The organism is Ancylobacter sp. GW821-FHT10E12 (genome assembly GCF_058809335.1).
Window position 1 is genome coordinate 72812 of the sequence record NZ_JBXASN010000012.1, and the last position, 21850, is coordinate 94661.

The following is a 21850-nucleotide window of genomic DNA, read 5'->3' on the forward strand; positions in this document are numbered from 1 at the left end:
GCGCGTTATCGCCGAGGCGGGGCCAGCTTACAACCGCGCCGGCTCGTCACTTGCGTATCGACAGGCCGAGATTCTTGGCAGCGTCCAGATTCTTCGCCGCCGCGAGGCCGACCAGGCCGATCAGCCGTGTCGAATCGACATCGGCGTTCCTGAAATCCGCGCCCGCCACATTGGCGCCGGTGAGGTCGGCACCGGCGGCCTCCATGCCGACCAGCGAGGCACCCGCCAGATTGGCTCCCCGGAGATTGGCATAGCGGAGCTGGGCGCGAGACAGATTGGCGCCTGCGAGATCGGCACCCTCGAGATTGGCCGAGTTCAGCACGCCGCGCATCAGGCCCATCGACTGGTTGCGCATGTCGGCGCTGAAATCGGCACCCGAGAGATTGGCCTTGCCCAGGTCGGCGCGCGAGAAATCGCCGGCGATGCGTGCGCCGGAGAGATCGACGCCGACGAACCGGCCGTCCTGCGCCTGCGTCCCGAACAGGCCGACCTTCTTCAGGCTGGCGCCGGAAAGGTCGGCCTTCAGCATCCAGGCCTGATCGAACACCGCGCCATCGAGCCGCGCGCCGGAGAGATTCACCCGGTTGAGCAGCGCGGTACGGAAGTTGGCCCCGGTCAGGTCGAGGCCGGACAGATCGAGGCCGTTGAGCCGGCGCCCCGCGAGATCGACGGGCGCGCCCGGCTTCGCCGCGGCGATCAGGGCCTCGACATCGGCGCGGCTCATCTCCGCCATCGTCATCTGCGGCGAGTTCAGGTCGAGATGGCGCAGCATGTCCTGTGCGGCGACGGGCGCAAGCGCGAGGCATCCGGCCAGCAGCGTCGCAAACCCGATCGTCACCGCCGCCTTCACAGCGCGCCTCCGCTCAACCCAGGGCAGCAAGCCTTGCGAAACCACAGGCAGGACAGGTGATAGCATCGGGATGCCGGGTCCGCGCATCACGACTGCGGGACTGGAAGCAGGGCGCCGTGTCCGCCCCGTGAAACCGGGACGGCCAGCGCAAGACCCTATGCCGTCTCGCGGAACCGGTTGGTGATCGGGTAGCGGCGGTCGCGGCCGAAGATGCGGGTGGTGATCTTCGCCCCCGGCGCCGCCTGCCGGCGCTTGTATTCGGCGATGTTCAGCATCCGCTCCACCCGCGCCACCAGCGCCGGCTCGAAGCCGAGCGCGCAGATGTCGGCCACCGGCATCTCCTTCTCGATCAGGCCTTCGAGAATGGCGTCCAGCACCTCGTAGGGCGGCAGGCTGTCCTGGTCCTTCTGGTTCTCGCGCAGCTCGGCGGTCGGCGGCTTGGTGATGATGTTGTCCGGTATCACCCTTCCGTCCGGCCCCTGCGCCCCGGCCGGCTTCCAGCGGTTGCGCAGGTGGCACAGGCGGAACACCTCGGTCTTGTAGAGGTCCTTCAGCGGGTTGTAACCGCCGTTCATGTCGCCATAGAGCGTCGCGTAGCCGGTCGACATTTCCGACTTGTTGCCGGTGGTCACCACCATCGAGCCGAACTTGTTGGAGATCGACATCAGGATGGTGCCGCGGGCGCGGGACTGCAGGTTCTCCTCCGTCACGCCGCGCTCGGTGCCGGAAAACAGCGGCGCGAGGCTCGCCTCCAGCCCTTCCACCGCCGTGGCGATCGGCACGATGTCGTAGCGGCAGCCCACGGCCTCGGCGACCGCCGCCGCGTCGGAGAGCGATTCGTTCGAGGTGTAGCGATAGGGCAGCATCACGCAATGCACGCGCGCGGCCCCCAGCGCATCGGCCGCCATCGCCGCCACCAGCGCCGAATCGACGCCGCCGGACAGGCCGAGCACCACGCCGGGAAAGCGGTTCTTCTCGACATAGTCGCGCAGTCCGGCGACGCAGGCGGCATAATCCGCCTCGTCCTCGACCAGCAGCGGCGCGCGCGCGCCCTCCTCGCAGCGCCAGCCATCGGCCCAGCGCTCCCAGCGGGTGATGCGCACGCGCTCCTGGAAATTCGGCAGCTGCACCGCGAGCGAACGGTCGGCGTTCAGCACGAAGGAGCCGCCGTCGAAGATCAGATCGTCCTGGCCGCCGACCTGGTTGACATAGGCCATCGGCAGGCCGCTCTCGACCACGCGGGCCACCGCGATATTGGTGCGCTCGTCATAGACGGAGCGGCGATAGGGCGAGCCGTTCGGCACCAGCAGCAGCTCGGCGCCGGTCTCCGCGAGGCATTCGACGACGTCCGGCGTCCAGATGTCCTCGCAGATCGGCACGCCGAGCCGCACGCCCCGGAACGGGATCGGCCCCGGCATCGGGCCGGGCACGAAGACGCGCTTCTCGTCGAACGGGCCGTAATTGGGCAGGTCGACCTTGAAGCGCAGCGTCGCGATGCGCCCCTCGTCCAGGAGCGCCACGGCGTTGTGGAGCTTGCCCGCCTCGACCCAGGGCGTGCCGATCAGCACCGCCGGCCCGCCATCGGCGGTCTCGGCCGCCAGCGCCTCCACCGCCTGCCGGCAGGCGAGCTGGAAGGCCGGCTTCAGCACCAGGTCCTCCGGCGGGTAGCCGGAGACGAACAGCTCGGTGAACAGGATGAGGTCGGCGCCCTGTTCGGCGGCGAGCCGGCGCGCGGCGCGCACCTTCTCGGCATTGCCGGCAATGTCGCCGACGATGGGATTGAGCTGGGCGAAGGCGATGAGGAGCTGGTCGCGAGGTTCGTTGGGCATCGGGGCGCTGGACATGGAAACTGATTTAATGGCTCGCCGGCAACTCGGCAATGAAACTCGCACGGCGGCGCGGGATGGGCGGCAATCGGTCTCTCAGCTCGACAGCTTGGCCACGAGGTTGCGGCCGACATCCGCCCATGTGCGCAAGCCCATCGCGGCGATCTCTTCCTCGCGGCCCTTGAGATAGGCGCGGTCGCGGATCGGCTTTTCCAGCGCCGCGGCCATGGATTGCGCGTCGAGCGGGTCGAAATAGTCCGCCGCCGGCCCCATCACCTCGGGGATCGAGGTGACATTGGCGCAGAGGCTCAGCTTGCCGAACCACGCCGCCTCGCCGATCGGCAGGCCCCAGCCCTCGTAGCGGCTGGGAAACACGTTGAACAGGCAGGCCTGGTAGAGCGCGGCGAGCCTGGCGTCGTTGGGGCGGTCGACCAGCACCACCTTGTCCTTGAGGCCCGGATGACGGGCGATCGCCGCCTCGCGCCGCGCGGCCTGCTTGCCATGCGCGCCGGCGATCACCAGCGCCGGCAGGTGCTCGGCGCCGAGCCGCTCGGCGAGCAGCCCCCAGACCTCCAGCAGCAGGTCGAGATTCTTGCGCTTGTGGCCGAGCGAGCCGACGGTGACCACGAAATCGCCGGCCGGCACCACCGAGCGGTCCGGCGTGCCGTCGAACTCGAACTCGTGGGCGAGCGGCACCACGTCGATGCGCTCGACGGACACGCCCCGCTTCGCCATCTCGCGCTTCACCTCGTCGGCCGTGTAGCGGGAGACGGCGAGGAAGCGCGAGGTTTCGCGGATGAGATTGCCGAACCAGTGCACGAAGGCCGGGTTGGGCGCGGCCTCCTCGTCGGCGGCGACGATGGGAATGAGGTCGTGGATCAGCGTGACGATCTCGACGTCATTTCCGAGCGCGCGCAGGCGCTCGACATGGTTCGGCACCATCCAGGCCATGCCGAGCACCGCCGCGCGGATGCGCTCGCCCGGCGCGATATCGAGCGGGCGCAGCGCCCAGCCGAGCGGCGGACCGCCGGCCGGCACCTTCTCGCGGCGGGCGGCCCGCCAGTTGTTGAAGCGGCGGCGGGCGATGTGCCAGAAGCGGCGCAGCGGCTCGCCGAAATGCCGGGTGCCGATGAACGGCACCGGCACGCCGATCAGCCCGAGCGCGACGCGCAGGTCGGTCGGCCGCGTCCAGGTGTCGTCGGCGAACAGCGCCGGGTCGATGGCGACATAGGCCCGGCGGACCGGATGGTAGAAGGCGAGCGTCACCGGAGCGCCAGCGTCGGCGGCGCTTGCCTCGGCGGCACTGGCATGGCGCGCCAGCCGCACCACCACGCGGATGATGCCGCCGACGCCGCCGCCGCCGCAGATCAGGATCACCACGTCGGTGAGATCGAGAACGATCCGCGCCGGTCCGCCGCCGGCGCGCAGAGAAATGTCGTCAGGCATCGCATGATCCGCGTCCCGCCCCCATGCGGAACGAATCCCCACCGCGTACTTAGCGTCTTATTCCGCCGCGGCGAAGTCGTATTGCTGCGTGCGCCGCGCGCCCCACTCCCGCAGGTTCAGCACGGCGGCGCGCAGCATCTCGCCTTCGGGGGTCAGCCGGTAGCCGACCTGCGGCGGCACGGTGGGATAGACGGTGCGGGCGATCACCCCGTCGGATTCCAGCTCGCGCAGCGCCTTGGAAAGGATGCGCTGCGACACGGTCGGCATGCGCCGCTGCACTTCGCTGAAGCGCAGCTCGCCGCCGAGCAGGTGATAGATCACCCCGCCCTTCCACTTCGCGCCGATGATCTCCAGCGCCGCCTCGACCGGGCAGCCGGTACCGCGGGTATAATTGCTGTGACGCCTCGCCATGGCCGATCTCCGCCGGAACGCCTCCGCCCGAAGCGCCGAATGTAGGGCGCGAATGGCGGCGGCGGAAGGTGCTTACATTTTCGATACCAGCCGACAATTTCGTACGTTCTTGCGTCTTTTCAATGGCTTGCCGACATTCGGCGTCGAAATGCACCATTCGCGCCCGCGCAGGAGACCTGCCATGAAGGCCATCGGCTATATCGATTCGCTGCCCATCGCCGAGGAGCGCGCGCTCTTCGGCTTCGACGCCCCGGCCCCGGTGCCCGGCCCGCGCGACCTCAAGGTCGCGGTGGCGGCCGTCGCGGTCAACCCGGTCGACACCAAGGTGCGCATGCGCCGCGCCGGAACTCCGGAGGCGCCGGTCATCCTCGGCTGGGACGCCGCCGGCACCGTGGAGGCGGTCGGCGCCGAGGTGACGCTGTTCCGCCCCGGCGACCGCGTCTATTACGCTGGCGCGCTGACCCGGCCCGGCACCAATGCCGAATATCATCTCGTCGACGAGCGCATCGTCGGCCACATGCCCGCCTCGCTGGGCTTTGCCGAGGCCGCGGCGCTGCCGCTCACCGCCATCACCGCCTGGGAGGGGCTGTTCGACCGGCTCAGGCTGACGCGGGAGAGCAAGGGGGCGATCCTCATCGTCGGCGCGGCCGGCGGGGTCGGCTCGCTGGCGGTGCAGTTCGCCCGCGCGCTGACCGGGCTCACCGTGGTCGGCACCGCCTCGCGGCCGGAGAGCCGGGAATGGCTGGAGACGCTCGGCGCGCATGTGGTGATCGACCATTCCCGCCCGCTGTCGGACGAGCTGGCGCAGGCCGGGATCGACGGGGCGGACCATGTGTTCAGCCTCACCGCCACCGACCGGCACTGGGAGGAGATCATCAAGGCGCTGAAGCCGCAGGGGCAGGTGGCGCTGATCGACGACCCCGACCTCATCGACGTGCGCATGCTGAAGCAGAAGAGCGCCTCGCTGCACTGGGAGTTCATGTTCGCCCGCTCGATGTTCGAGACGCCCGACATGATCGAGCAGCACCGCCTGCTGGACGAGGTGGCGCGGCTCGTCGACGCCGGCACGGTGCGCACCACGCTCGGCGGGCATTACGGGGCGATCACCGCCGGGAACCTCAAGCGCGCCCATGCGGCGCTGGAGAGCGGCCGCGCCATCGGCAAGATCGTGCTGGAGGGCTGGTGATGGCGGTTCAGGCGACAGCCAGCCCGATCGCCTCGAGATAGGCGAGCACCGCCTCGGCGTCGCCGGCGGGTCCGCACCAGCCGACATATTTGTCCGGCCGCACCAGCATGGCGCCGGGTGCCGGGCCGAAGGCGGCGGCGAACATGCCGGCGGCGTCGTAGAGCAGCGTCGCCCCCGGCGGCTCCTCCAGCCGCGTCTCCCCCGGCGCCACCGCGACGATGCGCAAGGGGATGCGCGCATGGCTGCGCAACCGCTCCGCCAGCGTCTCCAGCGCCGACATCTCGCCCATGCGCGCAGTGGTCAGCAGCACGAATTCCGGCCCGCGCACCGCATCGAACAGGCGGAGCGGGAAGCCGAGCCCATGCCGGCGCAAGCCCTGCACGTCCGGCAGCCGGTCGCCGGGAGCCACCGGGCCGGCGCCGGCGGAATCCGGCGCGGCGGACCGGCTGAGCGGCCCGCCGCGGTAGTTCACCAGCAGCTGGGTGTCGGCGAGCCGGTCCTCCGGCTTGCGCGCGCGGCCGAAATTCATCGTCTGCTCGGTGGTGCGGGCGATCACGCCCTCGGCCACCGGCCGGCGCTCGGCCCCGTAGCTGGCGAGAAGGCCCGCATCGGCCTGCCCGCCAAGCACCAGCGCCAGCTTCCAGCCGAGATTATAGGCGTCCTGGATGCCGGTATTCATGCCCTGCCCGCCGGTCGGCGGGTGGATGTGGCAGGCGTCGCCGGCGATGAAGGCCCTCCCCTCGCCATAGCGGGCGGCGAGCCGCATGGAGATGCGGAAGATCGACGACCAGCGCAGGTCCGAGAGCCGCGCCGGGTCCGGCAATACCCGGTCGGCGACGTCCTGCATGTCGGCCAGGGTCGCGCCCGGCCGGTCGGCCTGGATGCCGTGATCGGTGCCTTGATCGGTGCCTGCGCCCATCGACCAGAGCCGCTCCGGCGCCAGCATGGAAACGCGGTAGCGTCCGCGCTCGGGCAGCGGAATGGCGACGAGGAAGTCCGGCGCGGCATCCGGGATCGGCCTGATGGCGAACAGCGCCCGCGCGCGCGAAAGGTCCCAGTCGATCCGCACGTCGCCGAGCATGAACTCCATCGGAAGGGCCTCGCCCTCGAAGGCGATGCCGAGCGCCCGGCGCACCGCGCTATGGGCGCCGTCGCAGCCGACGACATAGGCAAAGCGCGCCGTCGAACCGTCGGCGAAGGTCGCCGAGACCCCGTCTGCGTCCTGCGCCAGGCCGGCAAGCGCCACCCCGCGCTCCACCTCCACCCCGCAGCCGGCGAGATGGCCGGCGAGGATGCGCTCGGTGGCATATTGCGGCACGCCGAGCTGGGCGTAGGGAAGATCGGAAAACTCGTTCTCGGCATCGCGCGGGGGATAGCCGTGCACGATGGTGCGCAGCCCGTCGAGCCACAGCCCGGCCTCGATCATGTCGCGGGCGAGACCGAGGTCCTCCATCACCTCAAGCGTGCGCGGGGTGACGCCGATGGCCCGGCAATAGGGCGAGGGCCCGGCGAGCTTGTCGACCACGCGCGCCCGCACGCCGTGGCGTGCAAGCACGGCGGCAAGCGTCAGCCCGACCGGGCCGGCGCCGACGATGAGCACATCCTGGAGCACATCCTGGGGGGAGTTCGGCACGGGCATCGCCTCCGCTGGATCGGTCTCCTGGTTAAAAGAGAGCGCGGCCAAAGGCCAGAGCGGACGGCGGGAGGCAAGAGAGACGAGAACGGACGGCGCCGTGGGGGGCGCCGTCCGAAGATCTCAGAAGCCGTTCGTCACTCGGCGGCGACGAAAGCCGGGCGGGCGCGGCCGGAGCGCTCCTGCTTCAAGAGCTCGGCGACGAGGAAGGCCATCTCGATGGCCTGCTCGGCATTGAGCCGCGGGTCGCAATAGGTGTGGTAGCGGTCCTTCAGGTCGGCATCCGAGATCGCCCGCGCGCCGCCGGTGCATTCGGTGACGTTCTTGCCGGTCATCTCCAGATGCACGCCGCCGGCGAAGGTGCCCTCGGCCGCGTGGACGGCGAAGAAGTCCTTCACCTCCTTGAGGATCTGGTCGAACGGCCGGGTCTTGTAGCCCGAGCCGGCCTTGATGGTGTTGCCGTGCATCGGGTCGCACGACCACACCACGGTGCGGCCCTCGCGCTGCACCGCGCGCACCAGCGCCGGCAGGTGGTCGCCCACCTTGTCGGCACCGAAGCGGGCGATCAGCGTCAGCCGGCCGGCCTCGTCCTGCGGGTTCAGCATGTCGATGAGGCGGATGAGCTCGTCCGGCTTCAGCGACGGGCCGCATTTCAGGCCGAGCGGGTTCTTCACGCCGCGGGCATATTCCAGATGCGCATGGTCGGGCTGGCGGGTGCGGTCGCCGATCCAGATCATGTGGCCGGACGTGGCGTACCAGTCGCCGGTGGTGGAATCGACGCGGGTCATCGCCTGCTCGTAGCCGAGCAGCAGCGCCTCGTGGCTGGTGAAGAAATCGGTCGAGCGCATGTCCGGGTTGGTTTCCGGGTCGATGCCGATGGCGCGCATGAAGTCGAGCGCCTCGGTGATGCGGTCGGCCAGCGCCTGGTAGCGGCCGGATTGCGGCGAGTCCTTGATGAAACCCAGCATCCACTGGTGGGCATTGGCGAGATTCGCATAGCCGCCATTGGCGAAGGCGCGCAGCAGGTTCAGCGTCGCCGCCGACTGGCGGTACGCCTCCAGCTGCCGGCGCGGATCGGGGATGCGCCCCTCCGGCGTGAACTCGATGTCGTTGACGATGTCGCCGCGATAGGACGGCAGCTCGACATCGCCGATCTTCTCCATCGGCGCCGAGCGCGGCTTGGCGAACTGGCCGGCGATGCGCCCGACCTTCACCACCGGGGAGGCGCCGGCATAGGTCAGCACCACCGCCATCTGCAGGAAGACGCGGAAGAAATCGCGGATATTGTCGGCCGAATGCTCGGCGAAGCTCTCGGCGCAGTCGCCGCCCTGCAGCAGGAACGCCTCGCCCTTCGCCACCTTGGCGAGCTCGCGCTTCAGCCGGCGGGCCTCGCCAGCGAAGACCAGCGGCGGAAACGAAGCAAGCTGACGCTCCACCGCGGCAAGCGCCGCAGCGTCCGGATAATCCGGGACCTGCTGAATGGGCTTGGCCCTCCAGCTATCCGGCGTCCAGCGTTCAGACATGTCTGCCTCCTCATACGGCAAATTCGCGCGGGCTGTTTTCTCCTTTCCCGCGCGGAAAGGCCGGCCTTATACACCCAAGCGCGCGGCCAATGCCAGAGCACCCGCGCCGTCGCCCGATTGCAGCGGCGCCCACCGAACGGCTCGGCTCCCTCTCCCGACGGGGAGAGGGAAGAAGGCAGCCGCTCAGATCGCCGGCGTCGATTCGGCGGATTGCTCCGGCAGCAGTTGGTCGCTCGACGCGTGCCGGGTGCGCAGCGTCACCAGCTCCTCCGCCGCGCTGGGATGCAGCGCCAGCGTGCGGTCGAAATCCGCCTTGGTGCCGCCCATGGTCATGACGATGCCGACGATCTGGATCATCTCCGCCGAGGCCTCGCCCATCAGGTGCACGCCGATCACCCTGTCGTCCTTCTGGTCGACCACCAGCTTCATGAAGGTGCGGGTGGCGCGGCCCGACAGCGTCGCCTTCATCGGGCGGAAATCGGTCTTGTAGATGTCGACGCGGCGGCCCTGCGCGCGCGCCTGCGCCTCGGTGAGGCCGGCGACGCCGATCTCCGGCTCGGTGAACACCGCGGTCGGCACCAGCGAATGGTCGACCGTCCACGGCTTGCCGCCGAACACCGTGTCGGCGAAGGCGTGCCCCTCGCGGATGGCGACCGGGGTCAGCTGCACCCGGTCGGTCACGTCGCCCACCGCGTAGATCGAGGGCACATTGGTGCGCGAGCCGGCATCGACCTTGATGGCGCCGTTCCCGCCGATCTCGACCCCGACGGCCTCCAGCCCGATGCCGGCGGAGTTCGGCGAGCGGCCGATGGCGAGCATCACCTGCTCGGCGATGATCTCCCGCCCGTCATGCAGGCTCACCCGGCGCCCGTCGCGGCACGGGGCGATGGCGTCGATGGTGGCGCCGAGCTCCACCGCGATGCCGTTGGCGCGCATCTCGGCGACGAGGCGCTCGGCGACCTCGTCCTCGAAGCCGCGCAGCAGCCTGAGGCCGCGATGCACCACCGTGACCTTCGAGCCGAGGCCGGCGAACAGGCAGGCGAATTCGAGCGCGATATAGCCGGCGCCCTGGATGACGATGCTCTTGGGCAAATGGCCGAGATGGAACGCCTCATTGGAGGTGATGGCGAGTTCGCGGCCGGGGATGGCCGGCCCGAGATTGGGCCGCCCGCCGGTGGCGATCAGGATGTTGCGGGCGACCACCAGCGTGCCGTCGGCGAGGCGCACCTCGTTCGGCCCCTCCACCACCGCGCGCTGCGGCACGATTTCCACGCCCGAACGCTCCAGATTGGCGCGATAGGCGCCCTCCAGCCGGGCGATCTCCCGGTCCTTGTTGGCGATCAGCGTCGGCCAGTCGAAGCGCGCGCCCTCCACGCTCCAGCCGAAGCCGGCGGCGTCCTCGAATTCATGGGCGAAGCGGGAGGCGTAGACGAGCAGCTTCTTGGGCACGCAGCCGCGGATGACGCAGGTGCCGCCGACGCGGTATTCCTCGGCGACCTTCACCTTGGCGCCATAGCCGGCGGAAATGCGGGCGGCGCGCGTGCCGCCGGAACCCGCCCCGATCACGAACAGATCGACGTCGTAACTGGTCATGGCGCGGCTCCCGGCCCGTGGCGCCGCCCCTTGCGACGCCGTTGCTGGATGTCGCCCCGCTTCCCGCCGACGTCAAGCCGGCGCATGGCTGATCGTCGGCTTTCTCATCCTTCCGTGGAACTCGACACGACCCCGGCGGCGCACTAGCTTCGCGCTACGGTAAAGGGGCGGGATAAGCCTCGGGCACGTCGCTCTCCTGAGCCAAAAAATGCGGAGGAAACCAATGTCCAAGATGTTTCGCGGTGTCGTCGTCGCTGCCGCGCTCGCCAGCCTCGTCCCGATGAGCGGCGCCAACGCCCAGGTGAGCGAGCTGAAGATCATGGCGCCCGCCGCCCCCGGCGGCGGCTGGGACCAGACCGCCCGCTCGATGCAGCACGCGCTGCAGACCGAGAAGCTGGTCTCCAACGTCCAGGTCGCCAACGTGCCCGGCGCCGGCGGCACCATCGGCCTCGCCCAGTTCGTCAATACCAGCAAGGGCGACCCCAGCGCGCTGATCGTCGGCGGCTATGTCATGGTCGGCGCCATCATCACCAACAAGTCGCCGGTCAATCTCTCGCAGGTCACCCCCATCGCCCGCCTCACCGGCGAGTATGAGGCGATCGCCGTGCCGGCCTCCTCGCCGCTGAAGACGATGGCCGACCTCGTCGCCGCTCTGAAGGCCGATCCGCAGAAGGTCTCCTGGGCGGGCGGCTCGGCGGGCGGCACCGACCATATCGCCGCCGGCCTGATCATGAAGTCGCTCGGCGTCGACCCGAAGAAGCTCAACTACATCGCCTTCTCCGGCGGCGGCGAATCGCTCGCCTCCATCCTTGGCGGCAAGGTGACGGTCGGCATCTCCAGCCTTTCCGAGTTCGACGCCCAGGCCAAGGCCGGCAAGCTGCGCATCCTCGGCGTCTCCAGCGCCGCCCGCCTGCCCGAGGCGAAGGACGTGCCGACCCTCAAGGAATCCGGCGTCAACGTCGAGATCCAGAACTGGCGCATGGTCGCCGCCGCCCCCGGCATCTCGCCGGAGCAGAAGAAGGCGATCACCGAGACCATCGAGAAGATGGCCAAGTCCAAGACCTGGACCGACCTGCTAGCGCAGAAGGGCTGGGCCGACACCTTCCTCGCCGGCGAGGCGTTCGACAAGCAGCTGGCCCTCGACATCGCCAACACCACGACCATCCTGAAGGAGATCGGTCTCGCCCAGTGAGCGCGACCGCCTGAGGCCGGCGGCACAGGCCGCCCGCCCGCCGCTCCCTCCCCGCCCGGACGCCTCGTGCGCCCGGGCGTTTGCTTAGCCGCCCCATGGCCGCCCGATAGCCGCCCGACAACCGCCCCATGCCACGCCTTGGCCCGCACCCGGCCCCGTACGCGACCTGCACCCGAGGTCGCTGCCCGGCCCGTGCCCGCCTCCTGAAACGCGCCGGACGCCCCTGCCGGGCCGCGCCGGCTTCTGCCCCATCCCCGATGCGCCTTGTCCATGAGAGGCACCCGATGTCCCATCCGAACCCCGTTCCGTCCCGGTCGAAGCCGGACAAGGCCCTCTTCGTCATCGCCTTCGCGCTGGCCGTGCTGGCCGCCGTCATCGGCTGGGATGCGTGGCGGCTGGCGTCCATCCCCTCCTATTCGTCGGTCGGGCCGGCCGCCTTCCCGACCCTCATCGCCGCCGGCCTCGCCCTGCTCGCCATCGCCAATCTGTTCGAGGCGATGAAGGGCATCGAGGAGGCGCGCCCGCGCGACGAGATCCGCCCCATCGCCTGGGTGCTCGCCGGGCTGATCGGGCAGATCGCGCTGCTGCCCTTCCTCGGCTTCTCCATCGCCACCGGCTGGCTGTTCGCCGCCACGGCGAAGGGTTTCGGCCGCGGCCCGATCTGGGCGCATTTCCTCGCCGGCACGGTGATGTGCTTCGTCATCTACATCGTCTTCGCCAAGGGCCTCCAGCTGTCGCTGCCGGCCGGCCCGCTCGAGCGGCTGTTCTAAGGGTTCCCTGTCATGGAAACATTTGCCGCTCTCGGCCAGGGTGTTCTCGTCGCGCTGCAGCCGATGAACCTGGTCTTCGCCTTCTTCGGCGTGATGCTCGGCACCGCCGTCGGCGTGCTGCCCGGCATCGGGCCGGCGCTCACGGTGGCGCTGCTGCTGCCCATCACCTTCAAGCTCGACCCGGCCGGCTCGCTGATCATGTTCGCCGGTATCTATTATGGCGGCATGTATGGCGGCTCCACCGCCTCGATCCTGCTCAACACGCCGGGTGAGAGCTCCTCGATCGTCACCGCGCTGGAAGGCAACAAGATGGCCCGCGCCGGGCGCGGCGGGCCGGCGCTCGCCACCGCCGCCATCGGCTCCTTCGTCGCCGGCACCATCGCCACCATCGGCCTGGCGCTGATCGCGCCGACCATCGTCGACATCGCCATCTCCTTCGGGCCGGAGGATTATTTTGCGCTGATGATCCTCGCCTTCACCACGGTGTCGGCGGCGTTCGGCTCCTCGGTGACGCGCGGGCTCACCAGCCTGTTCATCGGCCTCGCGCTCGGCCTGATCGGCATCGACCTGCAGAGCGGCCAGGCGCGCCTCTCCTTCGGCGTGCCGGACCTGCTCGACGGCGTCGAGGTGACGACGCTGGCGGTGGCGCTGTTCGCCATCGGCGAGACGCTGTCGGTGGCCGCCGCCGGCGCGCGGGCGGACGAGATCATCGAGCCGGTGCGCGGCTCGGTGTTCATGAACCGGGAGGACTGGAAGCGCTCGTGGAAGCCATGGCTGCGCGGCACCTTCCTCGGCTTCCCCATCGGCGCCATGCCGGCGGGCGGCGCCGAGATCCCGACCTTCCTGTCCTATGCCCTGGAAAAGCGGCTGTGCAGGAAGCCGGACGAGTTCGGCAACGGCGCCATCGAAGGCGTCGCCGGGCCGGAGGCGGCCAATAACGCGGCCGCCGCCGGCGTGCTGGTGCCCCTCCTCACCCTCGGCCTGCCGACCTCGGCGACGGCGGCGATCATGCTGGCCGGCTTCCAGCAATATGGGCTGAACCCCGGCCCGCTCTTGTTCGCCACCAACCCGGACCTGGTCTGGGGCCTGATCGCCTCGCTGTTCATCGCCAATATCATGCTGCTGATCCTCAACCTGCCGCTGGTCGGCATCTGGGTGCGGCTGCTGGCGATCCCGCGGCCGTGGCTCTATGGCGGCATCCTCGTCTTCGCGACGCTCGGTACGCTCGGCGCCAACCCGTCGCTGGTCGAGCTCGGCATGCTGCTGATCTTCGGCCTGCTCGGCTATGTGCTGCGCCGCTACGACTATCCCATCGCCCCGGTGGTGGTCGGGCTGATCCTCGGCCCGCTGGCCGAGCAGCAGCTGCGCCGGGCGCTCGCCATCAGCGTCGGCGACCCGCTGGTGCTGTTCCAGAGCCCGATCGCCGCGACGCTCTATGCGCTGGCGGCGCTGGCGCTGTTCGGGCCGCTGCTGTTCTATCTCCTCACCGGCCGCAAGGCCCCGGTGGGCGCCGACGAGGACTGAGCCCGCTTCCGCCGCACCATGGGATGCCCGGCCTCGCGCCGGGCATTTCCGTTTCAGAACAGGCTGAGCTGCGCGGCAGCCGGCCGCGCCGTCTCCCGCTCTTCCGCTTCGGGGGGATCCGCCTTCGCCGGTCCCCGCGCGACGATGGCGAGCCCGTCGTCGGGCAATGGCCTTTGCAGCGCACGCGCCTCGTCCCAGGGGGCGCGCAGCCACGCCTCGCGCTCCTCCCGCGTCGTGAGGATCACCGGCATCGCCCTGGGATGGATGGACGCCACCACGGCATTCGGCTCGCAGGTGAGGAAGCCGAACAGTTCGTGCCGCCCCTCCACCGGCTCGGCCCTTGTGCCGCGCCGGCCGTGCCACGGCGTCCACAGCCCGGCGAAGAAGGCGAGCGGGCGCGAGGCGTCGCCGGCGAACCAGACCAGATCCCGGCGTCCCGTGGCCGGATCGGGCGCCGGCGCGTATTCGGAGAAGCTGGTGAACGGCACCAGGCAGCGATGCGCCGGCCCGAGCCATGTTCGCCAGTGCGGCGAGGCGAGGTTGCGGATATTGGTGACCGGCGGACCGCCAAGGGACACGGGCGGCGGCATGCCCCAGCGGGCGCGGACGAGCTCGCGCGTGCCGTCCGCCGCCATCCGCACGATGGGCGCCGGCTGGTCGGGAAAGATCCCCGGCTGCGGCGGCATGTTGCCGGCGAGATTGTCGAGCGTGCCGATGAGATCGGCGATCGCCTGCGCATTGGTCCTGAGGCTGTAGAGATTGCACATGGGGCCAGCCTAGCGGGTGCGGGCGGCCGATCAACCGCGCCGGGCGCCTCGCGCACAGCCTTGGCGGCATCGCCACCGGCCGCGGCGACGGCACGGACCGGGCAGCGAGATCGTCCTGCGACAGGATGCGCCAAGAGGGCCGTCGATTCCGGGTCGGTTTGTATTGCCGCCTCTTCGACCGGGCGTATAGGCTCCCCCCATAACCTTTACGAAGAGTGCGCAATGACGTTGTGGAAGGCCCGTAGCCCGGTAACGCTCGCTCGCACGCGCAGGGCCGGGGAACAGACGTCGCTCGGGGACGGCACGCCGAGCCGCCATCCGGGAGATCGAGCCCCCTGCCCGGCCCGGCGGCGGGGCACGACGTGTCGTTTCCACCTCCGCCGGCAGGCCCCCGCCGGCAAGCCGGCGAAAGGGTAGCGATGCGGTTTCAGCCCATCGTCTCGCCATGCGCCATCGCCGGGCCGGTCGCGCTGCACGTGCTGTAGATCAATTGGAGCCAGAAACCGTCTCATGAACGTCCCTGAATCGGAAAACGACAACCCGGCGGCATCGGGGCAGCCGCCGGCTTCTGCGCCGGATGACGCCGGGTCGATCCTGGCGACGCTGTTCAACGCGCATCTCGCCCAGGTCGAGACAAGGCTGGATGCCTGGGGCGCGCTGCTGAAACAGAACGTGGTGGCACCGGCCGGATCCGCTCCTCCGGCGACGGAGGCAGAACCCGCCGGTCCGTCGCCGCGTCCGGCCCTGCAGCTGACCAAGCTGCTGTCCTACGATCTGGCGAAGGGGTGGGACGGCTGGAGCCGCCACCGATCGGTAAGGCTGCATGACGGCGGCATTATCGAACTCGACCAGGCCGACGGCGCACCGGGGATCGCATCCTCCCCCATCCCCGTGCCCTGCCACCGCCCGCTGCGCATCCGCGTGAATCTGGCGGAGCCGGCGGGAAGCAACCTGCGACCGATGCTGCTTGTGTTCGATGAAGCGGGTACTCAATGGGGACCCCGGCTGCCTTGCGGCAATGGCGTCACCGAGCATCTCATCTTCGTTCCGGCGCGGATTCCGCGCATCTGCCTCCAGCTCGTGGCGACCGGGCCCAAGATGGGCGCCCGCCTTGCCGTCCGGTCTATCGAGATCGCCGCGGTCGATGTGGACAGCCATCAGGCACGGACGCGCCACGATCTGGGCGAGCCGGTGATCGCTTCCCTCGCCTCGATCCCCCAACGGCGGACGATGCTCGCCGATGCCGTGGCCTGCCTGCTGCCGCAATGCGACATCGTCCGGGTATTCCTGAACGATTATCCCGACGTCCCCGGCTTCCTGATCCATCCCCGGATAGAGATCCGCCGCTCGCAGGACTGGGACGACAAGGGCGATGCGGGAAAGTTCGGCTGGATCGATGTCCAGGACGAGCCGGGCTATCGCGTCGTCGTCGACGACGATCTCGTCTACCCGCTCGACTATGTTGAAAAATCGGTCGCCGCCCTGCGACGCTACTCCAATCATGCCTTTGTCGGCTTGCATGGGTCCTTGCTGCAGCAGCCGCTCAAGAACTTTTACGAGCCGGTCTCCCGCAACGTCTTCTACTTTGCTCTCGAACTGCTCCACGACCGCACGGTGCATGCACTGGGCACCAACGCATTCTGCTACCACAGCAGCAAACTGGATCTGCGATGGGCCGATTTTGCCCACCGCAACATGGCCGACGTGTTCGTCGCCCTGTATGCCCAGCGGCAGAAGATTCCGATGATCGCCATGGCACGCCGTCGGCGCTGGGTGCAGCAGAACGAGCAGGAGGGCGGCTTCGAAACGATCTACAAATCGTCTCTCAACGCGACCCGATCGCAGTTCGACACCTCCCTGGTACAGACCGGCCTCATCCGCCACGCCTGGCCGTTGACGCTGCAGCCCACGGCTCGCCCGAAGATCGTCTTCTGCCTGCTCGCCTCCACGCTGGACGAGACGAAGGAAGCGCTGGAAGCATGGCTTGCCCATGCCTCCACCGACTACGACTGGGCGCTGATCATCTGTTCGATCACGCAGGATCCGCAACTACAGGCGTGGATCAAGGCGCTAAGCATTCACCAGGAGGTGCATCTCCTGCATGATCTGCGCCGATCGCCCAACACGCGGCTCGGACAAGCGATCGATTTGGCGCGGCAACTCGGCGGTCAGTTCTTTTGCCTTGCCACGGATGAATTGCGCGTGGCCGGCGGCATGTGGATCGACTCCGTGCTGGAGGCGTCGAAACGCTTCGAAAACGCCGCAACGTTCGGGCACCGCGGCACGGACGGCACCATCCAGCTCAGCCAGCGACCACTGGATGGCCATGGCCGGTTGCCGGTCATCGCCATCGCGGCGGCGCCGCTGGTGGCCGCGGTCGGCGATGTCGACCAGCGCCCTGAAACCCCGGCCGCGCTTGGCGACTGGCTCGTCCGCCTGTCCCTGGCGCAATCGGCTGGATCTTCCGGCGCGGCGTCGACCCTGCCCGAGATAGCGGCGGATCTCGGCGCGTCGGCGGCATCTGCGTTGCCCGCTTCCCTCCTGCTCGACAGGCACGCATTGCGGCCGAAGATCGGCTGGAGCCGCATCACCGCTCCGGCCATCGTGGACCGCAGCATAAACGGCACGTTCCAGCGCGTTTGCGTCATCAATCTCGATCGCAGGCCCGATCGCTGGGACGCAGTGCAGCGGCGCCTGTCCCGCGCGGGAATCGCTGCCGAGCGGATTTCAGCGATCGACGGCCGGTCGCCCGAGATCGCGGCGGCGTTCGAGGCCTATTCGTCGCTGCCGCTGGCGAGCACGCCTGTTGCGGTGCGGCCGGTCAGGTCCTCGTGGCAGTTCTATCGCGACTATGACAGCCAGGTCGCCCGCGTGGCCTATGAAGAGCAGCGCGCCAAACGCAAGGCCATCGCCTCGGCCGGCGCCTGGGCCTATCTCGCGACCTGGCAGACGATCCTGGAGCATGCCATTGCCGACCGGGTCGAGACGTTGATGGTCTTCGATGATGACGTGGCTTTTCACCAAAATGTAAAAAGACTATTCGCCGCCGCCTTCGACGAGCTTCCGAAGGACTGGATGGTCATGCAGCTGGGCACGCTGCAGTACAACTGGGATTCGAAGTGGATCAAACCGGCCGGAAAATACCTCTACCGGACCGACGGCTCCGCCATAGGCTCGCATGCCGTTGGCCTGCGTTTCGACAGCTTTGCCTTTTTGCTGGAGCTTGTGAAGCGGCGCGACTTGCCCTTCGACGTCGGGCCACTGTCCGCCCTGACCTTCGCCTATAAGGAGCGTTGCTTTGTCATCAGGCCGAACGCCGCCATTCAGGTGCTGAAGGACAGCGATATCGGCACCTCGGAATTCCAGAAAATCCGTACATTGGAAAGCGTGGCGCAGACCTATCGCTGGTATCTGCCGGACTATGACATGTAGCCTCAAGGCTCATCGGCCCGCCGGCAGGACGGCGAAGGTTGCAGGGCGACCCGGACCGCCATGCCCCTCGGGGCAGAGCCGCATTCGGATGCACGGCCGGATAAAGGATATTCATGTTTTATGGAAAAATTCATGAAAACCATAAATCTCCGAAATGCCGAATGCTATGACGTCCTTCACGAGCACATAAGAAAGACGTGCGAAGGAAAAATTGCGATTTATGTTCCGAATACCGGAAACTGGGGCGATGCCCTTATTCATACCGGCACGACCCAGTTTTTCTTTCACCGGAATCTCGACGTCAAGATCACACCGCGCAGAACCCTGTCCGATATAGCAGACAATCTTCTCAAGATTGGCTACCGCATGAATGACTGCGTGATCCTAGCGGGCGGCGGCGGGGCATGGTGCAAGAACTGGCCGGGATCTCGCGATTTCGTTGCAAAGATGATGAAAATTGCTTCTCACGTTATCGTTCTTCCTACAACCTATGAACTTTCTCCAATATCGAATGACGACGGACGAGTGACTTATTTTTGCCGCGACGAATTTTGCAGCAAAACCACCAATCCATTTTCGATATTCTGCCATGACATGGCGTTTTATCTGGACATCGATCTTGGAGAAGGCAAAGCTCATAGCCCGTTTGGATATTTCTTCCGCACGGACAAGGAACGGCATCCAGATGCATTGCCTTTTGGCAACGGGTTCGACATCAGCAGCCTGGCCAACGAAATGAAGGACATCGTTCCATTTTTCAAGATCGTGTCAGGATATTCCAAGATTTTCACCGATCGGATGCATGTCGGAATCGCAGCCTCCCTTCTTGGTATAGACACGGAACTGTTCCCTGGAAATTATCGGAAGATTCAGGATCTGTTTCACAGTTCCATCAAAGACAATTATAAGAACATCGATCTTCTGGAATGGAAAACCCGCGCAGACGATCACGCATCTTGATTATCGGAATTTCTCGATCTTTCATCTGCATGATTGCGGCATGAAACGCCATTCGACCTGAACCCGGCGCATTGATCGTTCGGTGCCAGAGTTTCCCGCGTCGCGGCTTCCTAGCCGGGAGGCGCGGCGGACGGCAAAGGCGCCGGGAGCAGGCGCCGCCTCACCGCGGGGCGGCCCGTCGCGCAGGGGCGCACCCGAGGGATGCGCTACCCGCGGGTCTGCGGAACAGGCTCGGTCATTGGAAACGACGGCGATGGTGGGCGATGCAGGGATTGAACCTGCGACCCCTCCCGTGTGAAGGGACGGAACCGCAGTCTAGGCCGGGATTCCTTTTTCTCGCCGCATCTACTGAAACCCTTTAATCTCAAGCACCTGTAGGCTATACCCGTCTCCGGGCATATCGTCCAGCGGCGCCGAAAGGCGGGCTGATACGTTACCCCAGAGTTACCCGGGAGGTGCTAGGGTGAAGAAGAAGCTGACTGAGATGGGGGTCCAGAAGATCGCGCCGGAGCCGGGCCAGAGGCTGGAGGTGTTCGACCTCGCGATGCCCGGCCTCGCCCTCCGCGTGACCGAGAAGGGGAGCAAGAGCTGGTCGGTGATGTACCGGGTCGCCGGGCGTGGCGAGGGCGGGAAGCGCGGGCCGCTGCGCCGGATGACGCTGGGCTCCTACCCGCTGATTGACCTGTCGGCAGCCCGCGAGCGGGCGCGCTCGGCGCTCGCCCTCGCCGACCGGGGTGACGATCCCGCCGACCAGCACCGCAGCGAGGTCCGCCAGAAGGGCGAGCGCGTCTTTGACCTCGTGTGCGAGACATTCATCGAGCGGTACGCCAAGACCCACACGGTGAAGTGGCGGGACACCGAGAAGCTGTTCGAGAACCATGTGCTGCCGACATGGCGGGGAGTGCCGATAACCGACATCGACCGGCCGGCGGTGCATGAGCTGCTCGACAAGGTCGAGAAGGAGCGCGGCGTGAGCCTCGCGCGCGAGGTCCGAAAGCACGTGACCAAGCTGTTTAACTGGGCTGCCGACCGGGGCCTAATCCCGGCGAGCCCGATGGCTGGGATGCGCCGGCCCAACCTCGCCTACGCGGCGCGCGAGCGGGTGCTGACGATGGAGGAGCTGCGGGCGGTCTGGGACGCGGCCGGCAAGATGAACTACCCCTTCGGCTCGATGGTCCGGCTGCTGATCCTGACGGCACAGCGGCGGGCCGAGGTCGCCCAGCTACAGCGCGGATGGCGGTTGCCCGAGATGGATGCCTTTGAGGTCCCGGCGAGCCACTACAAGACCGACCGGCCGCAGGTGGTGCCGCTGTCGCCGCCGGCCCTCGCCATCGTGGACGCGCTGCCGGTCTGGAGTGGGGGTGACTTCCTCCTCTCGACAACCGCCGGCCGGCGGCCCGTCTCCGGCTTCTCCAAGGCCAAGGCCCGGCTGGACAAGCTGTCGGGCGTCGAGGACTGGACGCTGCATGACCTCCGGCGCTCGGCCGCGACGCACATGGCGCGGCTCGGCGTGCCGCAGGAGCACATAGAGCGTGTGCTCGGCCATGTCCTCGACGGTGTCGCCGGCATCTACAACCGATACAATTACCTCGACGAGAAGCGCGCGGCGCTGGTGCGGTGGGGGCAGGAGTGGAGCTGAACGTCGACAAGCGGCCGACCAAGCAACGGCGGAAGCGGAAGCGGAAGCTCTTGTTGGCGGACAAGGCCGAGCAGAAGCGGAAGCGGGAGCGGAAGCTATTGCTCTTGTCGGCGGCGGCCGAGGCCGAACGTGAACAAGAGCGGGAGCAGAAGCTCTTGGTGCTGCCGGCTTCGGCCAAAGCCGAAGCCGAACGAGAGCGGAAGCTCTCGCTGCTGGCGGCAGAAGAAGTGCAGAAGCTCTGGCAGGCCTTGGCTGAGGCTGAAGGCGGAGCCGAGCGAGAGCAGAAGCGGAAGCTCCTTTTTGCGGCGGTCGCGGCCCAATCCGAACATGAGCGGAAGTTCCGGCAAGCTGTGGCCGATGGCGAGCAAAAGCTCTTGCTGGAGGCGGCCAAAGCCGGTGCCGAGGAAAAGCGGAAGCTCCTGTTGGCGGCAGTTGAAGCCGGAGCCCAACAGGAACGCAGGCTCTTGCTGGCGAGGGTCGAAGGTAAGCGCAGGAGCCTCGGTGATGACCAAGCGCGCGGGCTCCGGGCGGAGTTCGGCAAGGACGGTGTCGCCGCCATTGAGGCCCTGAGGAACGCTTGGGAGCGTGCCCCGCTTTCCCTCCGTGCCCTCGTCGCCGACGAGATGCTGGCGAGGGTCGAGAGCCGGCTGCCGGTCGAGCTGGGCTTTGAAGCCGAGCCTCCCTTCCGGGATGATCTGGCACACAGCCTGTTCGACCTCTCGCTGGTGCTCGACGACATCCGGGCCATGCTCCGGCTGCCCGGCCGCCCGAGTGAACACGAGAACGCCCTCGCCGAAGCTGCTGTAGAGATGTGGTGGCAGGCCGGAGGTGAGTTCGCGGTGGGGCGGCGTGATGAACCCTCCGAAATGAGCCGCTTTGTGCGAGACGTCTTTCTGAAGTATTTGTGGCAGAATTACTCTGACACGGCGGTCTTTAAGACCGACGATGCCAAGAAACAGCGGGCGCAGTACGATGCAGTCTCTACCCTAGAGCGGCTGGTGGCACTGGGCGTCTTCGAGAAGCGCCCCCGAAAGACACCGGCAGGTTAGGAGACGCTCCCCGGCCGGACCGGGGCGTGTTTCGGAATTTCGGCGGACG

Annotated in this window: 16 protein-coding genes; 8 read left to right on the forward strand and 8 right to left on the reverse strand. The window is 67.9% G+C overall.

Features of this window, described 5'->3' with window-relative positions; genetic code table 11:
- Positions 1–46: 46 nt before the first annotated feature.
- From AC1RU4_RS17000 to AC1RU4_RS17015, 4 genes are all read right to left on the reverse strand, one after another.
- Positions 47–850 (reverse strand): pentapeptide repeat-containing protein, encoded by an 804-nt coding sequence (locus AC1RU4_RS17000; protein ID WP_492892302.1) that lies wholly within the window; start codon positions 848–850, stop codon positions 47–49.
- Between the two features lie 155 nt (positions 851–1005).
- Positions 1006–2679 (reverse strand): NAD+ synthase, encoded by a 1674-nt coding sequence (locus tag AC1RU4_RS17005; RefSeq protein ID WP_492892303.1) that lies wholly within the window; start codon positions 2677–2679, stop codon positions 1006–1008.
- 93 nt (positions 2680–2772) lie between these two features.
- Complete coding sequence (locus AC1RU4_RS17010; RefSeq protein WP_492892304.1) at positions 2773–4122, reverse strand: glycosyltransferase family 4 protein; 1350 nt, start codon at positions 4120–4122, stop codon at positions 2773–2775.
- 57 nt (positions 4123–4179) lie between these two features.
- Positions 4180–4533 carry a winged helix-turn-helix transcriptional regulator gene (locus AC1RU4_RS17015; RefSeq protein WP_492892305.1) on the reverse strand — a complete coding sequence of 118 codons (354 nt, stop codon included), beginning with the start codon at positions 4531–4533 and terminating at the stop codon, positions 4180–4182.
- Positions 4534–4714: 181 nt separating this feature from the next.
- Here AC1RU4_RS17015 and AC1RU4_RS17020 point away from each other — a divergent pair, with 181 nt between their 5' ends.
- Entirely contained in the window at positions 4715–5719 is a 1005-nt protein-coding gene (locus AC1RU4_RS17020; RefSeq protein ID WP_492892306.1) for a zinc-binding alcohol dehydrogenase family protein, read from the forward strand.
- Between the two features lie 7 nt (positions 5720–5726).
- Here AC1RU4_RS17020 and AC1RU4_RS17025 read toward each other — a convergent pair whose 3' ends face one another.
- From AC1RU4_RS17025 to gor, 3 genes are all read right to left on the reverse strand, one after another.
- Positions 5727–7352: an FAD-dependent monooxygenase gene (locus tag AC1RU4_RS17025; protein WP_492892307.1), complete on the reverse strand. Its 1626-nt coding sequence runs from the start codon at positions 7350–7352 to the stop codon at positions 5727–5729.
- Positions 7353–7489: 137 nt separating this feature from the next.
- Positions 7490–8875 carry a class II 3-deoxy-7-phosphoheptulonate synthase gene (locus AC1RU4_RS17030; protein ID WP_492892308.1) on the reverse strand — a complete coding sequence of 462 codons (1386 nt, stop codon included), beginning with the start codon at positions 8873–8875 and terminating at the stop codon, positions 7490–7492.
- Between the two features lie 183 nt (positions 8876–9058).
- Positions 9059–10468, reverse strand: coding sequence for a glutathione-disulfide reductase (gor, locus tag AC1RU4_RS17035; protein ID WP_492892309.1), 1410 nt, complete (start codon positions 10466–10468; stop codon positions 9059–9061).
- Positions 10469–10691: 223 nt separating this feature from the next.
- Between gor and AC1RU4_RS17040 the strand changes: the two genes are divergently transcribed.
- The 3 genes from AC1RU4_RS17040 to AC1RU4_RS17050 all read left to right on the forward strand — a co-directional run bounded on the left by AC1RU4_RS17040 (position 10692) and on the right by AC1RU4_RS17050 (position 13954).
- Positions 10692–11660 (forward strand): Bug family tripartite tricarboxylate transporter substrate binding protein, encoded by a 969-nt coding sequence (locus tag AC1RU4_RS17040; RefSeq protein ID WP_492892310.1) that lies wholly within the window; start codon positions 10692–10694, stop codon positions 11658–11660.
- Positions 11661–11944: 284 nt separating this feature from the next.
- Entirely contained in the window at positions 11945–12430 is a 486-nt protein-coding gene (locus tag AC1RU4_RS17045; RefSeq protein ID WP_492892311.1) for a tripartite tricarboxylate transporter TctB family protein, read from the forward strand.
- A 12-nt stretch (positions 12431–12442) separates the two neighbouring features.
- On the forward strand, positions 12443–13954 hold the full coding sequence (locus AC1RU4_RS17050) for a tripartite tricarboxylate transporter permease (RefSeq protein ID WP_492892312.1): 1512 nt from the start codon (positions 12443–12445) through the stop codon (positions 13952–13954).
- Between the two features lie 53 nt (positions 13955–14007).
- On the opposite strand, the gene AC1RU4_RS17055 is transcribed toward AC1RU4_RS17050, so the two are convergent.
- Complete coding sequence (locus AC1RU4_RS17055) at positions 14008–14721, reverse strand: SOS response-associated peptidase (protein ID WP_492892313.1); 714 nt, start codon at positions 14719–14721, stop codon at positions 14008–14010.
- Between the two features lie 510 nt (positions 14722–15231).
- Here AC1RU4_RS17055 and AC1RU4_RS17060 point away from each other — a divergent pair.
- The 4 genes from AC1RU4_RS17060 (at position 15232) to AC1RU4_RS17075 (ending at position 21801) form a co-directional block, all read left to right on the forward strand.
- Positions 15232–18153: a glycosyltransferase family 25 protein gene (locus AC1RU4_RS17060; protein ID WP_492892314.1), complete on the forward strand. Its 2922-nt coding sequence runs from the start codon at positions 15232–15234 to the stop codon at positions 18151–18153.
- A 132-nt stretch (positions 18154–18285) separates the two neighbouring features.
- A complete protein-coding gene (locus AC1RU4_RS17065; RefSeq protein ID WP_492892315.1) occupies positions 18286–19113 on the forward strand; it encodes a hypothetical protein in 828 nt (275 codons plus the stop codon).
- Positions 19114–19576: 463 nt separating this feature from the next.
- Positions 19577–20752, forward strand: a complete 1176-nt coding sequence (locus AC1RU4_RS17070) for a tyrosine-type recombinase/integrase (RefSeq protein WP_492892316.1) — start codon at positions 19577–19579, stop codon at positions 20750–20752.
- Positions 20743–21801, forward strand: coding sequence for a hypothetical protein (locus AC1RU4_RS17075; protein ID WP_492892317.1), 1059 nt, complete (start codon positions 20743–20745; stop codon positions 21799–21801). The genes AC1RU4_RS17070 and AC1RU4_RS17075 overlap by 10 nt, the downstream gene beginning before the upstream one ends.
- Positions 21802–21850: the final 49 nt, after the last annotated feature.